This is a genomic window from Endozoicomonas sp. PH6C (assembly GCF_059322965.1).
In genome coordinates this window covers 6,876,418-6,897,942 of sequence record NZ_CP185342.1, presented here as the reverse complement: position 1 = coordinate 6,897,942, position 21,525 = coordinate 6,876,418, and the positions used below count along the sequence as shown (strand labels likewise).

Sequence of the window (21,525 nt, the reverse complement as noted above, 5' to 3'; positions counted from 1 at the left end):
CCCCTTTAGAGTTCAGCAACCAGGTCATCAACCAGACGGCTGTTAGCTGACTCATCCAGATTTTCACCCAGAATACGCTCAGCACCGACTACAGCCAGGGCTGCAACCTGTGAACGCAGAGCTTCGCGGGCTCTGTTGGCTTCCTGCTCAATGTCAGCCTGCGCAGCCACCTTGATGCGATCAGCTTCTTCACGGGCCTGATCTTTAGCCTCGTCAAGGATCTGGGCAGAACGCTTGTTTGCCAGCTCGATGATTTCCTGAGCCTTTTCACGGGCTTCACGCAGTTCTTCGAGAACTTTTTTCTGAGCCAGTTCCAGCTCTTTCTGACCACGAGCTGCAGCGTCCAGTCCGTCAGCGATTTGTTTCTTACGGTCGTTGAGGGCCTGCATGATGGGTGGCCATACATACTTCATGCAGAACCAGACAAACACAGCAAAGGCGATCGTCTGACCGATGATAGTTGCATTGATATTCATGCGAACTCCAAATGCTCCAGTAAAATCTTAAAATCCTGCCTCAGATGAGCGTACTACTTCTATTTAGCAAAATAAGACGCTCCCAACAAAGTTGTTTAGATCAGCTTACCCAGCCTACGAGTACATCCAGGATCTTTATTCGGCTTTTCGTTTCGTTACGGCTCTCAGACCGGCCGTACTTCAACGCCAAGCCGGATCTTCACTGCAGCGATTACTGAACCAGAGCTACAAAAGGGTTAGCAAAGGTGAAGAACAGGGCTATACCCACAGCAATCATTGGCACAGCGTCAAGAAGACCCGCTACGATAAACATTTTGGTTTGCAGCATTGGTGCCGTTTCAGGCTGTCTGGCAACGCCTTCAAGGAATTTTCCACCCAGCAAACCAAAGCCGATAGCTGTAGCCAGAGCCGCAAGACCCAGCATGAAAGCAACACCGATTGCAGTCAGACCTACTACCAGTTCCATATTTCCTCCCGACCTATTGTGGTCTTTGTTAAATTGAAGTTTTAGGTTAGTTAACACACTACGTCAGTCAGCTGACGTACAATATCTATAATTAATGGTCTTCGCTTGCCATGCTTAGATAAACAATGGTCAAAATCATAAAGATGAATGCTTGCAGAGTGACCACAAGAATATGGAAAACAGCCCATCCAAAGTGCAAAGGTAGCTGCATGTAGCCGACCAGGGCAATCAGGATAAAGATCAGCTCACCTGCGTACATATTACCAAAAAGACGCAGAGCCAGAGAGATAGGCTTGGCAATCATGGTCACAGATTCCAGCAGGAAGTTGATTGGAATCAACAGAGCCTGCACAGCTTTGTTAGGGCTGCTGAACGGATGCAGGGTCAGCTCACCAATAAAACCACCTATACCTTTCACTTTGATCGAGTAAAAGATAATTAACATAAAGACAGAGAGGGACATACCCAGAGTAATATTCGGATCTGTACTCGGTACAATCTTCATATAAGGAATGCCCAAAGCAGAGGCCAGCCCCGGGATCCAGTCAACAGGGATCAGGTCCATCAGGTTCATAAAGAAAACCCAACAGAAAATAGTCAATGCAAGCGGGGCGATCAGGTTATTTCTGCCATGAAAAGAGTCTTTGACACTGCCATCCACAAACTCAACGACCATTTCAACCAGATTCTGCATGCCAGTAGGAACACCGGCAGATGCACGCCTGGCCACCATACGGAAGATCGAGATGAACACCACACCCAGCAGAACAGACCAGAACAGACTGTCTACGTGCAGCGCCCAGAAACCCATTTCTTTTGCTTCAGCAGCGGTTCTGGCAAAGGTCCAGGTGTCTTCCGACAGAACACCCAGCTCATTGCCATAATTGTCCACACGTTCAAAACCTGCAGGCAGCTTACCGAAGGTAAGATTCTGCAGGTGGTGGGCTATGTACTCAGTTGCAGTCGTCGCCATGAATTTTCCCGTACACCATCATCATTGTATAAATCTGTCGTCAGTAAACCTGCCTCAACTCTTAATAAGAAGAGGGGTCAGCCAGTTTACCGCCTGAATCAAAGCAAATGCACCGAACATCGTCAGGGGGTCGATTGACGGTATCCGTGTAAAAATCAGAACGAACGCCAGAACCGTTAAGGCAAACTTCCCCGCTTCACCCTGATAAAAAGACCTGACTATTTTCTGTGCCGCACTGGCTCCCCGGTATCGAAATGCTCTCCAGACCAGATAAGCATTGGGGACGCTGCATGCCAAACCACCTGACAGAGCGGATATAGCGAAAGACTTACCCAGCGGCAGCAAAAGCAATGTCAGAGATACTGTAGCCAACAGTTGAGCAACGACAACACGATAGATACGTGGCTGTTGCAGGTGCGGGTAACTGGCCCGACTGTCACTTCTAAACATCTCTTTACTTTTGACTCTCCACGTCGTCTTTACAGACACAGGCTCCTGCGCTTGACCTGAGTATCTTAACAGGTCTGATAAGTCTTGATCCGCCCCTCAGAAAATACCAGGGGTTTCAGCCTTTGCGATGTGTGAATACAGTTAAACATCAGATGGCAAAACTTCACACAACTGAAAATCTTAGAACTTTTTTTCACCCCTACGGCGCGCGAAAGTATACTAGTGACATGCACCTGCGTTCAACTAATATCTTAAAGGTTGACACTATACGACTTCGGAAGAATATTATCCCGTGAGTCCCAATGAATGACGTTCAATAGCTAATGGACCAAAAGCTCGTCATCCCATTGCAAAATAAACTCAGAGACTTTCTTGATCACGCCACTTCGATATTTTTTCCTGTTAAGTAACAGATAAAAATGACGATTCAGAGTCAGGTCAGACACGTTGATGGTCGATAGCAGACCGGCATTCCTGGCCCGCCATATAGCCAGGTTGGAAATACAACCAATACCCAACCCTTCCATAACAGCCTGCTTGACGGCTTCGGCCCGGTTAAGACTCATTATAACGTTAGGTGTACATAAACGTGTTGCCAAGACTTCATCAAACAGTTCCCGGGTTCCTGAGCCTGGCTCCCTGAGTATCCACTCTTCGTGTTTCAGGGACTGAAGATCCACGGTCTTCCCGGCCATGGGGTGGTCAGGATGACAAATAATAACAAGCTCATCTTCGCGCCAGGGGATCACTTCTATTTCCGGGTGCAGACAGCTGCCTTCAACGACGCCCAGATCAATCTCCATAGCCAATATTCTCTGCTGAATACTGCGGGTATTTTCAACCGCCAGTTCGGCCCTGATATGGGGAAATTCCTTGAAAAACCTCCCAAGAATACGAGGCATCAGGTTATTACCAATGGTAGAACTTGCATGTATCTTCAGCGTTCCCTCTTTATAGCAGCTGTCCTCTATAAACTGGGTTTCAATCTCGTTGGCCCGATCGATCAGCTCTGCTGCCATGGGTAATAATGATCGACCAGAGTCGTTTAATGCCATGGACGCACCAGCATGTCGGTCAAATAAGGGGCCTAAATGCTTTTCCAGTTCTGACAGTGCCATACTGGCAGCGGGCTGCGAAATAAACAGGGATTCTGCTGCTGCTGTAACTCTGCCGGACTGGGCGACCGCCTTAAAAATTTCAAGCTGCCTCAATGTGATACGCATTTACTGCTCCGATATCCATTGCCAGCTCAAAAAGGACGGTGAAATCCCGGGTGGCATAGATAAAATTAACACCTTAAATTTTAGGAGTTGTTATTAGTGAACAGGACACCAAAACCTGGGTTGGCCTAAAAAAATGACACCCGCAATGAAAGAGGTCCTTCGTTACACGCACATTATAAAATAGAGTACGTCATCCCTCGATAACCTTAACGACTTTTGTAATAAAACCGTCAAGATTTTTAAGTAGATTTAGGTTTTCCTCATTTGTCTATCAATTACTCACTCATAAGTGCTCATTATAAGACTCTCTTGATTTATTGATTATTCAGGGAATAAGCCTACTCCTTATAATGCAGCCACCCTCGCAGATCAATAATAACACTCATCTTAGAGTTGTTTTGAAACCGTACTCAGAAAGATTTTTATGATAATTGTCCAACAAGGAGTGGCTATGTACCAAGTATATAATGATCGAAATGTAAAGCATTGGGTTGATCTTAAAAAACAAACATCCGTTCTTGAAAAGATTGTGTACTGCAAAAAAAAGAGAAAGTATTCATCAACACTTGATAATCCTGGTGCTTTTTTCCGTGAAGCAGATAAACATTTGAAATGTTCAGGTCTTCGAAAAAGTTACCCGGTTTTGTCTGCTCCTGCGACTTATTGCAGGACAAAATTCGAACACTTTTTCAAGGCTAAATCTTGTCTGACCATGCATTGAGCTACTTTTTAATAACCGACAAACTTGCCAGTTTTCAGGAGCCCGGTAACAATAACACACAACCCATAAGTTTGACTTATATGCGCCTGTAATTTTATTGATTATCCAGAAAGACTTTCAGAACTCTATAATTCGTTCACCATCATCAAGCGCTATAAATAGCCGCTACCTTCAACCTCCGACATTGAAAGATAAGCAGCTATAAGAGGGATCAGAATAAAACACAACAAGATAAAATAAATGTACAAAATATCTATTATCAGCAGCTGGTAATGTATTAATCGATGCTGTGAAAATGGTGTCGGATTTTGTTTCTTTAAACCCGTGATCATCAGGACAAAATCCGATAGCTTTTTCCAAGCTGACCAGTGTACGACAAGGTATTAGGCTGCTTTATGCAGCCGTTTTTTTACCTGTAATAACTTCTCTTTTTTGCCGGGAGCCGTTTCAACTGTCACATTCAGGTCTATCTTGCTAGTGATGGGAGCAATGCCCCAATTATTGTTGGCACCGGGAACAGCCTGACCTTTTCCTTCGGCTAATACAATCTGCCAAAATCTGACGGTTTTCATCCGGGGAAGCGAAAGCAACAAACGCCTCTCCGGTACCTGCAATATTATCGCCACAAAACGGGCAGGTTAATTGACAATCACGCTGGTATCAGGGTTTTGCGAACAACCTGCCTAGTGTTTATTGGGTATCGGACACTTATTGAATATGCGCCAGAACCCCGTCCAGTTCATCCAGGCTATTGTAGGAAATCACCAGCTTTCCCTTGCCTTTGGCGTTATGAGTAATGGCAACCCTGGCTCCGACACGATCCGATAAGTCATCTTCCAGACGCTTGATGTCAGGATCTATTTTCATCGAGGTTTTTTTCTTGCCCTGTTCTTTTTCCTGCACCATGCGACGCACCAGAGCTTCTGTCTGGCGAACTGAGAGTCCTTTGGCCACAACCGTTCTTGCGGCTTCCAGCTGCTCCATATCAGACAGGGGCAACAGAGCCCGGGCGTGACCCATCTCCAGGTCACCGTATTCCAGCATTTTCTTCACGTCAGAACTCAAAGACATCAGACGTAAGATGTTGGCTACTGCTGCTCTGGATTTACCCACGGCCTCAGCCACTTCCTGCTGCGTCAGTTCAAACTCTTTCTGCAAGCGGGACAGCGCAATGGCTTCTTCAATGGGATTAAGATCTTCCCGCTGAATGTTCTCAATCAGAGACATCGCTATGGCTGCTTCGTCAGGAACATCCCGAACCAAGGCTGGTACCTCCGCCAGACCAGCCAGCTGTGCGGCTCTCCAGCGACGTTCTCCGGCAATGATTTCATAACGATTCCGGGACAGAGGACGAACCACAATAGGCTGCATGATGCCCTGGGCTTTGATACTTTCAGCCAGTTCTTCCAGCGCATCCGGATGCATATCCCGACGCGGCTGATATTTGCCACGCACCATAAACTCGACAGGAATCTCTTTAAGTTCCTTATTCTGAAGTGTTTCGCCTTCAGGCGTTTCTGTCGGGTTGGTTAGTTCATCGGAAACCGATGATGAGAGGTTAGCGCCTCCCATCAATGCACTTAAATTGGTGCCAAGACGTTTTTTAGCCATCAGGTCCCTGTCTTCCTTTCAGTCTTGAGCCCCTTGTTAAGAGCCTCTTGTCTGCGAACCAGCTCACCCGCCAGCGCCAGGTAAGCTACCGCCCCCCTGGAGGTTCGGTCATAAGCCAGCACTGGTTTGCCATGGCTCGGGGCCTCAGCCAGACGCACATTCCGTGGAATAACGGTACGATAAACCTGATCACCAAAATGACCAATCAGCTGTCTGGATACTTCGTTGGTCAAACCCATTCGGGGGTCGTACATAGTCCTGAGTAGCCCCTCAATATGGAGCTTCGGATTAATGGTCTGTCTGATACCGGTAATGGTTTCCATCAGGGCAGTTAAACCCTCCAGCGCATAATATTCGCACTGCATCGGGATAATAACGCCTTCTGCAGCCACCAGAGCATTCAGCGTCAGCATATTAAGCGACGGAGGGCAATCAATCAGAATATAGTCATAGCGTTCACTGACAGAAGCCAGAGCACTTCTCAGTCGGGTTTCTCTGGCTTCCATCGACATAAGCTCTACTTCAGCGGCAGTGAGGTCAGCGTTAGTGGGAACCACGTCGTAGCCCGCATCTTCAGCGTTCTCAATAGCCTGATCGATGGCGCATCGCCCGGTCAGAACCTGATAGGAGGAATACTCCAGGTCATGTTTATTGATACCACTTCCCGTCGTGGCATTTCCCTGAGGGTCCATATCAACCAGTAACACCTTTCGCTTGGTCGCTACCAGAGAGGCGGACAGGTTGATGCAGGAAGTGGTCTTTCCTACCCCACCTTTTTGGTTCGTTACCGCAAGAATTTTTCCCACTGCCAATTGCTACCGTATCGTCTTTATGTTTGTGAAAAGCTGTCTGTTTAAATTACACGTCAGCCTTCAGGATAACCAGATGCCTCTGTGCTTCACAACCCGGGACGTCAAGGGCATGGCTTTCCAGCAGGGAAATTTCTGGTCTTAGCTGCTTCAGATCGACCAGTTCCTGTTCCGGGAACAGGCCTTTCATTGCCAGAAACTTACCACCTGCCTTGATCAGATGGTGGCTGCCATTCACCATATCAGCCAGAGAACTGAATGCTCTGGACATAATAACGTCAAATGGCTGGATTGCCTCAAAGGATTCTACCCGGCAATTCGCCACTGTGATATTTTCAAGACCCAGCTCTGTTTTGGCCTGAGTCATAAAACGGGTTTTCTTACCATTACTGTCCAACAGGGTGTAGTGCTTTTCTGGATTAAGGATCGCCATAGGTATGCCTGGCAGACCGGGCCCGGAACCTACGTCCATCAGATGATCCCCTTCCATAAAGGGCGCAATACTCAGGCTGTCGTGTATGTGTCGTGACACCATTTCCAGCGGATCCCTGACGGCGGTCAGATTATAAGCTTTGTTCCATTTGGCAAGCAGCTCTACATAACCTGTCAGCAAGTCTGCCTGGCTGTCCGCCAGTATCAGAGATTGCGCAACTGCTCCCTCGCAGATGCGTTCACGTAAGGACAGAAAAGACATCAAGAAACAGTCCAGATAGGGTACATGGATTCACAGCCTCACGGCTTGATGGATAGTGTATTGCAAATAGCAGATTCAGTCGAATTCATAACCTTCTGATTGCACGTTAATTTTCATAGTCTTATTGATAAAAAAACAGTATCGAACCCGATTTGCGACTTTGCAGGCTGAAATTAAACCTTCTCGATGGTGAACAACCGGTTTGGCGGATAGGTTTAAAGAAAAGGTCGGAGTACAAATCGTCGATCAGACAAGAGATGGTGATGATAAACTCTTGGCTGTGCCTCTACTAATTTCTCTGCGAAGTCACACAATGCGTTATCAACAAACTTATGAAAAAAATAATCAAACGACTCTCACAGACTATTCTGAGCAGGCTTAAGTCAGCGGTTGATCTTTTCTCAGGTGATCCGTCAGAAACCAGATTGACTGTTAGAGAGCAGACTCAGTTAATCACTGACTTTTCACCATCGACTCTGAATATCAGGAAACCCACTCTGATCACTCAACCCGTCACGCCCTATTCGGTAAAAAAAGGACGAGTGGCTCCGCGTAATCCTCTAAAAACAAAGCGCCAGTCATACCGTGACTTGGCTCTGAAAAGAAGTAACCGATTCCCGAATCGAAGCAGGCTTGATTTCTCGACCAGAAAGTCAAGCCTGCGTCAGCGGGTCAAAATCAGGCAACCATCGAGCGTTTTTTAAGATGAATCAGTAGCAAGGAAACCGCTGCGGGCGTCATCCCCTGAATTCGGGAAGCCCGTCCCAGAGTTTCAGGCCTGTTATCATTAAGCTTCTGCTTCAGCTCATTAGACAACCCCTCGATCACACTGTAATCCAGAGCCTCAGGAATCTTTGTGCCCTCATAACGGCGCAGACGATCAATCTCTTCCGTCTGGCGATGGATATAACCTTCGTATTTGGTAGCAATTTCAACCTGCTCACAGACTTGGGGATTAGCTTCCGGTTCACCGGAGAGTGCGGCAACATCCGCATAAGTCAGCTCGGGACGACGCAGTAGTTCCTGCAGGCTGTATTCACGACTGATGGGCTTGGAGAGCTTATTGTCGATTTTTGCAGAAGCTTCGGTCTCTGGATGAATGAATGTGGTCCGAAGGCGTTCATGTTCCTTCTCAATTCGCTCTTTTTTGTCGCAGAATGCCGACCAGCGCTCATCGTCCACCAGACCCAGCTCACGACCTTTTTCTGTCAGACGCAAATCGGCATTATCTTCACGCAGAATCAGACGATATTCGGCACGGCTGGTAAACATTCTATAGGGTTCACTGGTGCCATTGGTAATCAGATCGTCCACCAGAACGCCAATGTAGGCTTCGTCCCTGCGAGGACACCAGCTCTCTTTACCCTGCGCTCTCAGTCCAGCATTTAAACCAGCCAACAGTCCCTGGGCCGCAGCTTCTTCATAGCCAGTAGTGCCATTAATTTGCCCGGCAAAGAACAAACCACCGATCGCTTTTGTTTCAAGAGAATATTTCAAACCTCTCGGGTCAAAATAATCGTATTCAATGGCATAACCCGGACGGGTAATATGCGCATTTTCCAGACCAGGGATGGAACGCACCAGATCGACCTGAACGTCGAAGGGAAGACTGGTAGAAATCCCATTGGGGTAGAGCTCATTGGTATTCAGACCTTCTGGCTCAAGGAATACCTGGTGTGAAGACTTGTCGGCAAAGCGGGTGATCTTGTCTTCAATAGAAGGACAGTATCTTGGGCCAATACCTTCAATCACCCCGGTAAACATAGGTGAACGGTCAAGACCACCACGAATGATCTCATGGGTCCGTTCGTTGGTGTGGGTAATATAACAAGACACCTGACGGGGATGCTGTTCGACAGAGCCCAGATAGGACATGACCGGAACCGGAGTATCACCCGGTTGCTCTGCCATCATCGAAAAATCAACAGAACGGGCGTCAATACGGGCAGGCGTCCCTGTTTTCAGACGCTCAACGGCCAGATCAAGATCTCTCAATCGATTGGCCAAGGCTATAGAGGGAGGGTCTCCAGCTCTGCCACCGCTGTGATTTTCCAGACCAATATGAATTCGTCCACCCAGAAAAGTTCCTGCAGTCAGGACCACACTGGTTGCAAGGAAACGAACCCCCATGTTGGTTACCACACCGGTAACCTGACTCTGTTCAACCATCAGGTCATCAGCGGATTGCTGGAATATCCACAGGTTGTCCTGGTTTTCCAGAATGTTTCGGATCGCTTCTTTATAAAGTGCCCGATCAGCCTGGGCACGGGTGGCTCTGACAGCTGGCCCCTTTCGTGCATTCAAAACCCGAAACTGAATACCCGCCAAATCCGTAGCCCGACCCATGGCACCACCCAGGGCATCCACTTCTTTCACCAGGTGACTTTTGCCAATACCACCGATGGCAGGATTGCAGGACATCATCCCCAGAGTTTCGATGTTATGGGTCAACAAGAGTGTTTTAACACCCATACGTGCAGAAGCAAGAGCAGCCTCTGTGCCCGCCTGGCCACCACCAATCACTATCACATCAAACCGGGTTGGAAAGTCCACTGCCAAGGTCACATCACCTTTGTTCGTTTATGGGTCTGGTAAAAAGGAGGCGGATTATACCTCAGCTCTTTTGTCCACAACATGCATCTTTCATGACAAATGCCTTTCCGCCTGTTTTTCCCGCTGAGGACTCGTTCAGTTAAAGGCTCTGTTCCTATTGGCGTAAAGCATAGTGCCTTATCAGCCAGGGGTTCAGTCGTAAAGCCCGAAATCTTGTATGTCGTCTTCCTACTGCTTTTAGAGGTCCTTACCTGTGAGTAACATCAAATACAATAGCCGTCTTTAACGTAGTGTTATTAGATATTTTTATTATAAATAGTGTGAGTATTTTCTGTGGATAAGCAAAAAAAGTATATATATATCAATATTTTAAAAAATGAATAAGTGTGTCAGTCTACTGTTGGAACCTTTCGGTTAAGGTGTAGTTTTCTTGTGGATAAAAGAGCCTTTTTCCACAATCGAAATTTATCAATATCTTATCCCGGTATCTATAAATAGTTTCTCTATGTAGCTTTCCACAAGGCATTTCTAACAGAACCACGCCAATGAAAGGTTGATAAAACCTGCGTTTGAAGCGTATTTAGACTTATAAAGCGGTATTTTTTATCCACAACAGGGTATGAGCGACTTCGAATAGTCGGAAGGTTTTTCGCAGACTGATAATTTCTGAAGGGATGGAGAAAAAGAAGATCAGATAAGACGCAGAGTGTTATGGAAGCTCAAGGACACCTCAACCATAAGGAAGGGCATTCGCTCAACCCAGAACCTGGTCCTGCTCTTTAGTTGGGTGGATTGACAACAATGTTTTGAACTTTCATTCCAAAAACTATTCCAAATCAATGAATGCTATTTGTGAAATATGGTATGCGAATAGAACAAAAAAGTTAGTACTTATGTTCATAAAAACTGGCGATAAGACGAAATTTCTGTAGAATGCGCGAATGATAATGTTTCCTATTTAGATTGATATTATAAAAATACGGTTGTCGTCCATGTTGAAAAATAAAGTCTCTTCAGCACTCTTAGCAGCAGGTCTTATGGCTGCATCTGCTATCTCCCTGGCCGCAGAAGTGGTTAATGTTTACTCCTATCGTCAGCCTTTTCTGGTTGAACCTCTGTTCGCAGAGTTCACCAAAGACACCGGTATTGAAGTCAACATGGTGTTTGCCAAAAAAGGTTTGAGTGAGCGCCTCGAACGTGAAGGCAAACTGAGCCCCGCTGACCTGGTATTGACGACAGACATCAGCCGACTGATGAATCTGGTTGAAAAGGATCTCAGCCAGCCCGTTGACAGCCAATCAATCAATAACGACATTCCTGCCCAGTATAGAGACCCTGAGGGTGAATGGTTTGCCCTGACCAAGCGTGTCAGAAATATCTACAGCACCAAACGTTCAGAGAAGCCGGAAGGCATCACTTACGACGATCTGGCCGATCCAAAGTACAAAGGCAAAATCTGCACACGCAGTGGTAAAAACGCCTATAACGTAGGTCTCGTTGCTGCTTATGTCGCTCACAATGGTGAGGAAGCGACTAAAGAATGGCTTGAAGGTTTCAAGGAAAACCTGGCCCGTCGCCCTCAGGGTAATGACCGTGCCCAGGTAAAAGCTATCACGGAAGGCGTTTGCGACCTCTCTATCGGTAACAGCTATTACTTCGGCAAGATGATGACCAATGAAGAACAGCGTCCATGGGCTGAGTCCGTTTACATCAACTTCCCTGATCAGAAAGGCAATGGCTCTCACGTCAACGTCAGTGGTATGGTTCTGACCAAATACGCTCCCAACAAAGACAATGCCGTTAAGTTAATGGAATTCCTGGCCAGTCAAAAAGCTCAGGCCACCTTCGCTGAAGTCAACATGGAATACCCTGTAAATCCTGATGTACCGGTTTCCAAAATGGTTGCTTCCTGGGGTGAGTTCAAATCCGACGATCTGCCTGTTTACAAGCTGGCAGAGAACTATGCGACCGCTCAGAAACTGTTAGACGAAGTCCGTTTTGATCTGTAATTAAAAGGCCTTTCGACCTTCCGGAGAGTCGGCGGCTGCTTGCTGGCTCTCTGCTTCTGACTCTGGTCTATGAGGCCTTGACGCCTTATCTTTCGATGTAAAAGCAATTCTGCTAGCAGCCTGTCGGACTTAAGCGTCCGTAGCGAGGATTGCAAGAAATTGAGGATAAAAATCTCTGTTTCTGAGGAGAATAGCGAGCTATTTGACGAAGAAACAGAGATTTTTAGACCAATTTATTGCAACCGCAGTAGGACAGTCTTAAGTCCGACAGGCTGCTAGAGTCCGGATTCCGAAAAGTCCCGGAACATATGCTTGAGTCGGTCATCAATACGGAGCCTGTAATTTTTAATATAGGAGTCACCCTCTAAATAATTCAGTACACTTTTTAACAATAATGAGCGGTCTTTGGTTTTAACCACCAGCTTTAAGCCTTCATCGTGTACTCTCTGAACAATATTTGTGAACTGCTCAATTTCAATTTTACCACCAGCAGCATCACACTCCATAAAAACAGCCTGATGCTGTGTTTTGGATAAATCGCTGAGAAAGTAATCTGAACTAAATTTTTGTGGGAGTCCGGGCAAAAGAGGGGAACCCACCTGGCGGATCTGATCTGCCGGAATACTGAGTATTCCGGCCACTTCGTCTATTGATACAGCGCGCTCAGTGATCACTGCTGCCGCCTTGCCACCGTGATACTGAGCCAGTTGCGATATTGCATCAGCAGCATGAACTTCAGTACTGCGCCACCATTGGGAACGGCGACTGGCATTCTGCAAATTGCTCAGGTAAAGAAAGTTATGAGCTTTCCTGGTTAAGGGATCAATAATGCCAGGGGTTGCATCTTTGGCAGGAATATGAACATTTGAACTGACCATGATGGCTTTGTTATGAGTCATCACATGTCTCATTGTTTTTGCCAGAAGTTTTTTGCTAAGTAAGCCGTTGGCATCATCGATGACCACCAATTCCTTTCCGGCAAGCTTTTCGTTGATCTTTTCAGCCCATAGCGTTTCATTACCCTCTGAGTCATTATACAGATTACCTGCTGTTAAATCGTCTATATAAAGGGTGTCAACACCATATTCGGCTGCTTTTTTGGCAACCGCTGTACATAGATGTGTTTTTCCTATTCCCGCTGATCCGCTCAGGAATAGTCCCATGGGTTTTTTATGCGAGGCTTCATACTGATTATTTATCACAGCGTGTGCGAACTTCAGGGCTGTATCTTTCATCAGTTTCTGCTGTTTTGAGTCGGCTTTGAATTGATCAAAATCAGAATCAAGATTTTCAATGGTGAACGGTGAAACCTGATGCACCGGCTTTGGTTCCATAGTCGGTGTGACAGGCAACACTGGTTGACAATGCCAGACTTGATCGCACTGCGACAAAAAATATTTCCAGTAATTATTACTGAAGCGAAGTGCACAAGTGATGCCAACAATGGGGTGGTCATGGGGTACTGTATGGTCTTTCAGCTGGGCATAATGCCTTTCTCCCTTTTCGATTGCACGGATTGTTTCAGGACCCTGTTGTTTATTGTAACCATCAATCAGTATTTTTTTGACTTGGTCGTAGGTTTTCGGTTCATCAAATTTATCCGGACCAAACCCCAGATAGAGATTCTGTCCGCTGCTGTTTTGCCCTGTGCATATCAGATTAAAACCTGTAGCATTACCCAATTTATGTTTCTTCGTGTAGTCACTTACGCCCGAAATGTAGATGATATCACCCTTTTTGAAATCCCGTTTTGACAGTTCCTTGTCACTTGAAGTAATGCCGGTTTCGTCAAGGTGCGAAAGATCGTAAAACAGATTATAGATAGGGTTGCTGATTTCGATCGGTGTTAAATTTTCAGCACCATTCACGAAGTCAGAAGAGCTTTGGCTAATCGTGCAGGAAATTCTAAATTTTGCCACCGGTGAACCAAAGATCCGGTTGAATTCGTCGGTGCCAATGATGGATTCAATGGCTCGATACTGACAGGCCAGCATGGTTGTCGCACAGTCTGCAATGGTAGGGCCATGAAAAAAAGCATTCAGACATTCACTGGGGGTATGCCCGTTATCCATTCCTACAAAGCTGTTTATGTAAGTCCTATCAAAATATTCTGGTAGAGTGTGTTTCACAAGGTTAATACCGATTGACAGCCCGGGAAGTTCATAGTCCATATAATCCTCATCATAAAAAACACCCAGACGTTTAGTTACTTCCAGGACTTTTGGCGAACTGGAAGCATTGTTGGTTGCCGTGACAAAGCTATTGTCCCATTGGGTAGAACTTGCGTCCATAAACGGAACTGGATCATAAAAACTTGTCATGACTGAGCTCCGCTCTTCGTATGATGTGTTAAGTTGCTGGAGCCAATGAATCGTTTTATTGGCAAATTGTTCATCCATGGGCTTATTACTGTGACTTACCGGGAAGGGTTTGTAAGAGGGAGTTATCACGTCTAAAGATTTGAAATGAATTGCCATAATAGCATCATCAGCTTTTGAGACAGAGGCATTAGAGGAGGGACAATATTGTTTTGCAGATATAACAGTACCGCTTGCGGCAGTTTTAGACTCTTCAATGATTCTTTTCCTCAGACTCTGCGTCTGCCCGCTTGAATCCACCCTTTCTTTCGGGTTGTCAGTGACGCTCATCTCACCACCATTTTTTACTGGCGAGGGCTTTACACATCTTGAGGTGGAACCTGAAGAGGTGGAAGTGGGGCTATTTTCTGTTTTTGCGTACTGGAGAGGTACACCTGACTGATGGCCGGTAGTAAAAACATTTACATTATCCATAATTAATCGTCCTTTATTAAGTTGTATCTGCTGTTAATACAGTCCTTAGCTCATTTGCCTGACCAATTTAATTCTTTATGACAGTTCTTCAGGCAATCTAAAAAGAAGGATTAAATTATCCGAATCTTGTGCTATCGCTCTATTTATTTAGACAGAAATGAAATGATTTAGTTCATTGCTAAAGGGGGGCTCAAATCAGGAATTTGAACCCTAATCTACTAAATTTCGTATTTGAAGCCGATTGGTCGAGGCCTCGGCGCCTTAGCTTCCAATCTAAAAGCAATTCTGTGGGCCGAGCCCCGAGTCAACTCTAGAGTCCGGATTCCGAAAAGTCCCGGAACATATGCTTGAGTCGGTCACCAATACGGAGCCTTTTGTTTTCAATACAGGGGTCTTCCTCTAAATAATTCAGTACATTTTTTAACAATAATGAGCGGTCTTCGGTTTTAACCACCAGCTTTAAACCTTCATCGTGTACTCTCTGAACAATATTTATGAGCTGCTCAATATCAGGTGTATCACCAGCAACATCAAACTCCATAAAAACAGCCTGATGCTGTGTTTTGGATAAATCGCTGAGAAAGAAATCGTGGCTTATTTTTTGTGGGAGTCCGGGCAAAAGAGGTGAGTCCACCTGGCGGATCTGTTCTGCCGGAATACTGAGTATTTTGGCCATTTCGTTTATTGACAGCGCGCGCTCAGTAATCACTGCTGCCGCCTTGCAACCTTGATACTGACCCAGTTGCGATATTGCATCAGCAGCCTGAACTTCTGGGCTGCGCCACCATTGGGAACGGCGACTGTCTCCTTGCAAATCGCTCAGATAAAGAAAATTATGGGCTTTGCTGGTTAAGGGATCAATAACGTCAGGGGTTGCATCTTTGACAGGAATATGAGGATTTGAACTGACCATGATGGCTTTGTTATGAGTCATCACATGTTTCATTGTTTTTGCCAGAAGTTGTTTACTAAGATATCCGCCGCTGGCATCATCGATGACCACCAAATCCTTACCGACAAGCATTTCGTCGATCTTTTCAGCCCACAGCGCTTCATTACCCTCTGAGTCATTATAAAGACTAGCTGCCGTAAGTTCGTCTATATATAGGGTGTCGACACCATATTCGGCTGCTTTTTTGGTAACCGCTGCACATAGATATGTTTTTCCTAATCCCGCTGATCCGGTCAGGAAAAGTCCCATGGGCTTTTTATGCGAGGCTTCACACTGATTATTTATCACAGCGTGTGCGAACTTCCGGGCCGCATCTTTCATCCGTTCCTGCTGTTCTGAGTCGGGTTTGAATTGATCTAAATCAGCATCAAGATTTTCAATGGTGAACGATGAAGCCTGATGCACCGGCTTTGATTCCATAGTCGGTGTAACAGACGACAGTGGTTGACGATGCCAGACTTGATCGCACTGCGACAAAAAATATTCCCATCGCTCATTACTGAAGCGAAGCGCACAAGTGATACCAGCAATAGGGTAGTCATGGGGCACGGTATGGTCTTTCAGCTGGGCATACTGCGTTTCCCCCTTTTCGATTGCACGGATTGTTTCAGGACCCTGTTGTTTATTGTAACCATCAATCAGTATTTTTTTGACTTGGTCGTAGGTTTTCGGTTCAACAAATTCATTCGGACCAAACCCCAGATAGAGATTCTGTCCGCTGCTGTTTTGCCCGGTGCATACCAGATTAAAACCTGTAGCATTACCGATTTTATGTTTCTTCGAGTAGCTTATAACACCCATAATGTAGATCAGATCGCCCTTTTTGATATCCCGTTCTAACAGTTCCCTGTCAGCTGAATAAGTGCCGGTTTCGTTAATGTGCATAAGATTGTCAAACAGATCATAGATAGGGTTGCTGACATCGATCGGTTTTAAATATCCGGCACTACTCGTGAAGTTAAAAGGGTTTTTGCTGGTGTGCGACATAATTGTGCGGGAAATTCTGAACTTTGCCACCGGTGCACCAAAGATCCGGTTGAATTCGTCGGTGCCAATGATGGATTCAATGGCTCGATACTGGCAGGCCAGCATGGTTGTCGCACAGTCTGCAATAGTGGGGCCATGAAAAAAAGCATTCAGACACTCACTGGGTGTATGCCCGTTATCCCTTGCTACAAAACTGGATCTATAACTCCTATCAAAATATTCTGGTAGTGAGTGCGGTACGAGGTTAATACCGTTTGACAGCCTGGGAAGTTCATAGTCCATATAATCCTCATCATAAAAAACACCCAGACGTTTTCTTGCTTCCTGCACTTCTGGCGAAGGAGAAGCAACGTGGGTTATCTTGACAAGGCCATTGCTCGAAAAAAGTGTGCTCATAAACGCAGCTCGATCATAAAAATTTGTCCTGACAAAGTTATTGCTCAATTGGGTAAAATCTGCGTTCATTGGCGGAACTGGATCATAAAAACTTGTCATGACTGAGCTCCGCTCTTCGTATGATGTGTTAAGTTGCTGGAGCCAATGAATCGTTTTATTGGCAAATTGTTCATCCATGGGCTTATTACTGTGACTTACCGGGAAGGGTTTGTAAGAGGGAGTTATCACGTCTAAAGATTTGAAATGAATTGCCATAAAAGCATCATCAGCTTTTGAGACAGAGGCATTAGAGGAGGGACGATATTGTTTTGCAGATATAACAGTACCGCTTGCGGCAGTTTTAGACTCTTCAATGATTCTTTTCCTCAGACTCTGCGTCTGCCCGCTTGAATCCACCCTTTCTTTCGGGTTGTCAGTGACGCTCATCTCACCACCATTTTTTACTGGCGAGGGCTTTACACTTCTTGAGGTGGAAGTGGGGCTATTTTCTGTTTTTCCTAATTGGAAAGGTACAGCGGGCTGATCGCCGGTAGAAGTAAAAGTTACACTATCCATAATTAATCGTCCTTTTAAGTTGTATCTACTGTTAATACCGTCCTTGTGGTTAGCTCATTTGCCTGGCAAGTTTAATTCTTTATGACAGTACTTCAGGCAATCTAAAAAGAAGGGGTAAATTATCCGAATCTTGTACTATCGCTCTATCTATTTAGACAGAAAGGAAATGATTTAGTTCACTGCTAAAGGGGGCTCAAATGAATTTGAACCCTAATATACTAAATTGTGTAATTAAAGCTGACTGGTCGTTTCATGGTGTGAGTTCAAATCCGACGATCTGCCTGGCTTCTTAATCTGCTAATGACTGACTTTGGTCGAGGCCTCGGCGTCTTAGCTTCCAATCTAAAAGCAATTCTGCGGGCCGAGCCCCGAGTCAACTCTAGCAGCCTGTCGGACTTAAGACTGTCCTACTGCGGTTGCAATAAATTGGTCTAAAAATCTCTGTTTCTTCGTCAAATAGCTCGCTATTCTCCTCAGAAACAGAGATTTTTATCCTCAATTTCTTGCAATCCTCGCTACGGACGCTTAAGTCCGACAGGCTGCTAGAGTCCGGATTCCTAAAAGTCCTGGAACATATGCTTGAGTCGGTCAGCAATACGGATCCTGTACTTTCGAATACTGAAATCTTTCTCTAAATAATTCAGTACATTTTTTAACAATAATGAGCGGTCTTCAGTTTTAACCACCAGCTTTAAGCCTTCATCGTGTACTCTCTGAACAATATTTATGAACTGCTCATTTTCAATTAAGCCACCAGCAGCATCACACTCCATAAAAACAGCCTGATGCTGTGTTTTGGATAAATCGCTTAGATCGTAATCAGGGCTTGTTTTTTGTGGGAGTCCGGGCAAGAGAGGGGGACCCACCTGGCGGATCTGTTCTGCCGGAATACTGAGTATTCTGGCCATTTCGTCTATCGATATAGCTTTCTCAGTGATGACTGCTGCCGCCCTGGGGCCTTGATACTGACCCAGTTGCGATATTGCATCAGCCGCCTGAACTTCAGGGCTGTGCCACCATTGGGAACGGTGACTGTCTCCCTGCAAATCGCTCAGGTAAAGAAAGTTATGAGCTTTCCTGGTTAAGGGATCAATAATGCCAGGGGTTGCATCTTTGGCAGGAATATGAACATTTGAACTGACCATGATGGCTTTGTTATGAGTCATCACATGTCTCATTGTTTTTGCCAGAAGTTTTTTGCTAATTATGCCGTTGGCATCATCGATGACCACCAATTCCTTTCCGGCAAGCTTTTCGTCGATCTTTTCAGCCCATAGCGTTTCATTACCCTCTAAGTCCTCGTACAGAGTAACTGCTGCAAAATCGTCTATATAAAGGGTGTCAACACCATATTCGGCTGCTTTTTTGGCAACCGCTGTACATAGATGTGTTTTTCCTATACCCGCTGATCCACTCAGGAATAGTCCCATGGGCTTTTTATGCGAGGCTTCACACTGATTATTTATCACAGTGTGTGCGAACTTCAGGGCCGTACCTTTCATCAGTTTCTGCTGTATTGAGTCGGCTTTGAATTGATCAAAATCAGAATCAAGATTTTCAGTGGTGAACGGTGAAACCTGATGCACCGGCTTTGGTTCCATAGTCGATGTGACAGGCAACAGTGGTTGGCAATGCCAGACTTGATCGCACTGCGACAAAAAATCTTCCCATCGCTCATTACTGAAGCGAAGCCCACGAGTGATACCAACAATAGGGAAGTCATAGGGCAGAATACTGTCTTTCAGATCTGCATAATGCGTTTTCCCCCTTTTAATTGCATGGATTGTTTCAGGACTCTGTGGTTTGTTGTAACCATCAATCAGTATTTTTTTGACTTGGTCGTAGGTTTTCGGTTCATCAAATTTATCCGGACCAAACCCCAGATAGAGATTCTGTCCACTGCTGTTTTGCCCGGTGCATATCAGATTAAAACCTATAGCAGTACCGCTTTTATGTTTCTCCGTATAGATCGCTACGCCCTGAATGTAGATGAGATCACCCTTTTTGATATCCAGTTCTGACAGTTCCCTGACAGTTGAATCAGGGCTGGTTTCGTCAATGCGGTTAAGATCGTGAAACAGATTATAGATAGGGTTGCTGAAGTCGATCGGTTCTAATTTTTCAGCAATATTCGCGAGGTTAGAAGAGTTTTTGCTGGTATGCGACATAATCGTGCGGGAAATTCTGAACTTTGAGACCGGTGCACCAAAGATTCGGTTGAATTCGTCGGTGCCAATGATCGATTCAATGGCTCGATACTGACAGGCCAGAATAGTTGTCGCACAGTCTGCAATGGTAGGACCATGAAAAAAAGCATTCAGACACTCACTGGGTGTACGCCCGTTATCCTTTGCTACAAAGCTGGATCTGCAAGTATGATCAAAATATTTTGGTAGTGAGAGCAATCCCAGGCCGCTGGCTTTTGACAGCTCGGGAAGTTCGTAGGCCTTATAATCCTCACCATAATAAACACCCAGACGTTTTCTTTCTTCCAGCAATTCTGGCACACGAGAAGAATCGTACGTAAAGGTTGCACTGGGTATACCACTGCTCGAATAGGTGTAAGTTATGACCAATGTATTAGGTATTTCACGAAATCTTGTCATGACTGAGCTCCGCTCTTCGTATGATGTGTTAAGTTGCTGGAGCCAATGAATCGTTTTATTGGCAAATTGTTCATCCATGGGCTTACTACTGTCACCTACCGGGAAGCGTTCGTAAGAGGGAGTTATCGGACGTAAAGATGCTAAATGATTTGCCACAATATTATCATCAGATCGGAAGTCAGGGTTATCAGAGCAGGGACGATTTTGTTCTGAGCCTGGTGCAGATATGACTGCACCGTCTGCAGCAGTTTTAGAATTTTCAATTTTCCTTTTCATCAGGCTCTGCGTCTGCCCGCTTGAATCCGTCATTTCTTTGGGGTGGTCAGCGACGCTCATCTCACCACCATTTTTTACTGGCGAGGGCTTTACAGCTCTTGAGGTGGGGGAGCTATTTTCAGCAGCTATTACACCGGGCAGATCCCTATAGCTATAGCCGTAGCCGGTAGCAAAAGTTTTTACATTATCCATAATTAATCGTCCTTTATTAAGTTGTAGCTGTTGTTAATACCGTCCTTGTGGTTAGCTCATTTGCCTTGCAAATTTAATGCTTCATGACAGTTCTAAAGGCAATCTCAAGAGAAGGGGTAAATTATCCGTAACTTGTACTATCGCCCTAGTATTTAGACAGAAAGGAAATGATTTAGTTCACTACTTTTATGCGAGAACCAAGCCAGGGCGGCTCCGCTTGTTCCCTGAGCAACGAACTGTGAAACAGGAACCTGCAGCGAAGGCGGGAATCCATCGCCAACGGTGGATCTCTGCCTTCTCGGGGATGACAAGGCCAGGGGGACACCGGGCAGTATGGTTCTGGTGGAGAGTCAGTGTGGATTCCCGCCTTCGCGGGAATGACGAGAATGAAGCCGGGAATGACGGATTACCCTCAAAGACCAATGATCTCACTGATATCCTCCTCACTTGGCTGATAGCCCTCACCCTGGCTATGTGTACTCTGTGAGTCTGCAATCTGCCGCATCAAGCTACTATTCTGCAGCACATAAAGGGTCTCTTGTTCCCGCTCCCAGTCATCAGCACTGAGCACTACAAAGTCTTCTCCACCGCGCCGAGTGACCTTAAGCTGAGTGCTGTTGCCCACAACCTTCTCTACAAAACTTTTCAGGTTATCCCTGAACTGATTAACGCTGACACTTTTCATAAATTACCTCTACCTTTGGTGTGCGGTATTAACGTACACAATTGAGAGCAGGCATTTAAAAGGCAAGTCTACGCCTAATTGCGTTGCTGTTTGAAAGAG

At 45.7% G+C, this 21,525-nt stretch carries 16 protein-coding genes; 2 read left to right on the top strand and 14 right to left on the bottom strand.

The window, feature by feature from the left end; translation table 11 throughout:
* Positions 1 to 5: 5 nt before the first annotated feature.
* The 5 genes from ACOMG9_RS24625 to ACOMG9_RS24605 all read right to left on the bottom strand — a co-directional run bounded on the left by ACOMG9_RS24625 (position 6) and on the right by ACOMG9_RS24605 (position 3,588).
* Entirely contained in the window at positions 6 to 476 is a 471-nt protein-coding gene (locus ACOMG9_RS24625) for a F0F1 ATP synthase subunit B (protein ID WP_422139378.1), read from the bottom strand.
* 211 nt (positions 477 to 687) lie between these two features.
* Complete coding sequence (atpE, locus tag ACOMG9_RS24620) at positions 688 to 942, bottom strand: F0F1 ATP synthase subunit C (RefSeq protein ID WP_257253757.1); 255 nt, start codon at positions 940 to 942, stop codon at positions 688 to 690.
* Between the two features lie 91 nt (positions 943 to 1,033).
* Entirely contained in the window at positions 1,034 to 1,915 is an 882-nt protein-coding gene (gene atpB / locus ACOMG9_RS24615) for a F0F1 ATP synthase subunit A (RefSeq protein WP_422136037.1), read from the bottom strand.
* 54 nt (positions 1,916 to 1,969) lie between these two features.
* Entirely contained in the window at positions 1,970 to 2,365 is a 396-nt protein-coding gene (locus ACOMG9_RS24610) for an ATP synthase subunit I (RefSeq protein WP_422136038.1), read from the bottom strand.
* A 320-nt stretch (positions 2,366 to 2,685) separates the two neighbouring features.
* Positions 2,686 to 3,588, bottom strand: coding sequence for a LysR substrate-binding domain-containing protein (locus ACOMG9_RS24605; RefSeq protein ID WP_448215074.1), 903 nt, complete (start codon positions 3,586 to 3,588; stop codon positions 2,686 to 2,688).
* A gap of 451 nt (positions 3,589 to 4,039) precedes the next feature.
* On the opposite strand from ACOMG9_RS24605, the gene ACOMG9_RS24600 reads away from it, so the two are divergent.
* Entirely contained in the window at positions 4,040 to 4,309 is a 270-nt protein-coding gene (locus ACOMG9_RS24600) for a hypothetical protein (protein WP_448215075.1), read from the top strand.
* Between the two features lie 383 nt (positions 4,310 to 4,692).
* On the opposite strand, the gene ACOMG9_RS24595 is transcribed toward ACOMG9_RS24600, so the two are convergent.
* The 5 genes from ACOMG9_RS24595 to mnmG all read right to left on the bottom strand — a co-directional run bounded on the left by ACOMG9_RS24595 (position 4,693) and on the right by mnmG (position 9,976).
* Positions 4,693 to 4,881, bottom strand: a complete 189-nt coding sequence (locus ACOMG9_RS24595; protein WP_448215076.1) for a hypothetical protein — start codon at positions 4,879 to 4,881, stop codon at positions 4,693 to 4,695.
* A 136-nt stretch (positions 4,882 to 5,017) separates the two neighbouring features.
* Entirely contained in the window at positions 5,018 to 5,920 is a 903-nt protein-coding gene (locus ACOMG9_RS24590; RefSeq protein ID WP_448215077.1) for a ParB/RepB/Spo0J family partition protein, read from the bottom strand.
* Positions 5,920 to 6,726, bottom strand: a complete 807-nt coding sequence (locus tag ACOMG9_RS24585; RefSeq protein WP_448215078.1) for a ParA family protein — start codon at positions 6,724 to 6,726, stop codon at positions 5,920 to 5,922. The genes ACOMG9_RS24590 and ACOMG9_RS24585 overlap by 1 nt, the downstream gene beginning before the upstream one ends.
* 52 nt (positions 6,727 to 6,778) lie before the next feature.
* The gene (gene rsmG / locus ACOMG9_RS24580; protein ID WP_422136043.1) at positions 6,779 to 7,423 is read right to left on the bottom strand and encodes a 16S rRNA (guanine(527)-N(7))-methyltransferase RsmG; all 645 of its coding nucleotides are present in this window, start codon (positions 7,421 to 7,423) and stop codon (positions 6,779 to 6,781) included.
* 678 nt (positions 7,424 to 8,101) lie between these two features.
* Positions 8,102 to 9,976 carry a tRNA uridine-5-carboxymethylaminomethyl(34) synthesis enzyme MnmG gene (mnmG, locus tag ACOMG9_RS24575; protein WP_448218585.1) on the bottom strand — a complete coding sequence of 625 codons (1,875 nt, stop codon included), beginning with the start codon at positions 9,974 to 9,976 and terminating at the stop codon, positions 8,102 to 8,104.
* 1,037 nt (positions 9,977 to 11,013) lie between these two features.
* On the opposite strand from mnmG, the gene ACOMG9_RS24570 reads away from it, so the two are divergent.
* Positions 11,014 to 11,985 (top strand): Fe(3+) ABC transporter substrate-binding protein, encoded by a 972-nt coding sequence (locus ACOMG9_RS24570; protein WP_422136044.1) that lies wholly within the window; start codon positions 11,014 to 11,016, stop codon positions 11,983 to 11,985.
* Between the two features lie 275 nt (positions 11,986 to 12,260).
* Here the strand turns inward: ACOMG9_RS24570 and ACOMG9_RS24565 are convergent, their stop codons facing one another.
* From ACOMG9_RS24565 to ACOMG9_RS24550, 4 genes are all read right to left on the bottom strand, one after another.
* The gene (locus tag ACOMG9_RS24565) at positions 12,261 to 14,777 is read right to left on the bottom strand and encodes an ATP-binding protein (protein WP_494529561.1); all 2,517 of its coding nucleotides are present in this window, start codon (positions 14,775 to 14,777) and stop codon (positions 12,261 to 12,263) included.
* 310 nt (positions 14,778 to 15,087) lie between these two features.
* The gene (locus tag ACOMG9_RS24560; protein WP_494529560.1) at positions 15,088 to 17,667 is read right to left on the bottom strand and encodes an ATP-binding protein; all 2,580 of its coding nucleotides are present in this window, start codon (positions 17,665 to 17,667) and stop codon (positions 15,088 to 15,090) included.
* Positions 17,668 to 18,224: 557 nt separating this feature from the next.
* Entirely contained in the window at positions 18,225 to 20,741 is a 2,517-nt protein-coding gene (locus ACOMG9_RS24555; protein ID WP_448215080.1) for an ATP-binding protein, read from the bottom strand.
* A 412-nt stretch (positions 20,742 to 21,153) separates the two neighbouring features.
* Entirely contained in the window at positions 21,154 to 21,426 is a 273-nt protein-coding gene (locus tag ACOMG9_RS24550; protein ID WP_448215081.1) for a type II toxin-antitoxin system Phd/YefM family antitoxin, read from the bottom strand.
* Positions 21,427 to 21,525 lie beyond the last annotated feature (99 nt).

What these genes read in the sequence shown, in the direction of transcription:
- ACOMG9_RS24625 (WP_422139378.1), bottom strand. Translation starts at nt 476, where the DNA reads ATGAATATCAATGCAACTATCATCGGTCAGACGATCGCCTTTGCTGTG.
- atpE (WP_257253757.1), bottom strand. Translation starts at nt 942, where the DNA reads ATGGAACTGGTAGTAGGTCTGACTGCAATCGGTGTTGCTTTCATGCTG.
- atpB (WP_422136037.1), bottom strand. Translation starts at nt 1,915, where the DNA reads ATGGCGACGACTGCAACTGAGTACATAGCCCACCACCTGCAGAATCTT.
- ACOMG9_RS24610 (WP_422136038.1), bottom strand. Translation starts at nt 2,365, where the DNA reads ATGTTTAGAAGTGACAGTCGGGCCAGTTACCCGCACCTGCAACAGCCA.
- ACOMG9_RS24605 (WP_448215074.1), bottom strand. Translation starts at nt 3,588, where the DNA reads ATGCGTATCACATTGAGGCAGCTTGAAATTTTTAAGGCGGTCGCCCAG.
- ACOMG9_RS24600 (WP_448215075.1), top strand. Translation starts at nt 4,040, where the DNA reads ATGTACCAAGTATATAATGATCGAAATGTAAAGCATTGGGTTGATCTT.
- ACOMG9_RS24595 (WP_448215076.1), bottom strand. Translation starts at nt 4,881, where the DNA reads ATGAAAACCGTCAGATTTTGGCAGATTGTATTAGCCGAAGGAAAAGGT.
- ACOMG9_RS24590 (WP_448215077.1), bottom strand. Translation starts at nt 5,920, where the DNA reads ATGGCTAAAAAACGTCTTGGCACCAATTTAAGTGCATTGATGGGAGGC.
- rsmG (WP_422136043.1), bottom strand. Translation starts at nt 7,423, where the DNA reads ATGTCTTTTCTGTCCTTACGTGAACGCATCTGCGAGGGAGCAGTTGCG.
- ACOMG9_RS24570 (WP_422136044.1), top strand. Translation starts at nt 11,014, where the DNA reads ATGGCTGCATCTGCTATCTCCCTGGCCGCAGAAGTGGTTAATGTTTAC.
- ACOMG9_RS24565 (WP_494529561.1), bottom strand. Translation starts at nt 14,777, where the DNA reads ATGGATAATGTAAATGTTTTTACTACCGGCCATCAGTCAGGTGTACCT.
- ACOMG9_RS24560 (WP_494529560.1), bottom strand. Translation starts at nt 17,667, where the DNA reads ATGGATAGTGTAACTTTTACTTCTACCGGCGATCAGCCCGCTGTACCT.
- ACOMG9_RS24555 (WP_448215080.1), bottom strand. Translation starts at nt 20,741, where the DNA reads ATGGATAATGTAAAAACTTTTGCTACCGGCTACGGCTATAGCTATAGG.
- ACOMG9_RS24550 (WP_448215081.1), bottom strand. Translation starts at nt 21,426, where the DNA reads ATGAAAAGTGTCAGCGTTAATCAGTTCAGGGATAACCTGAAAAGTTTT.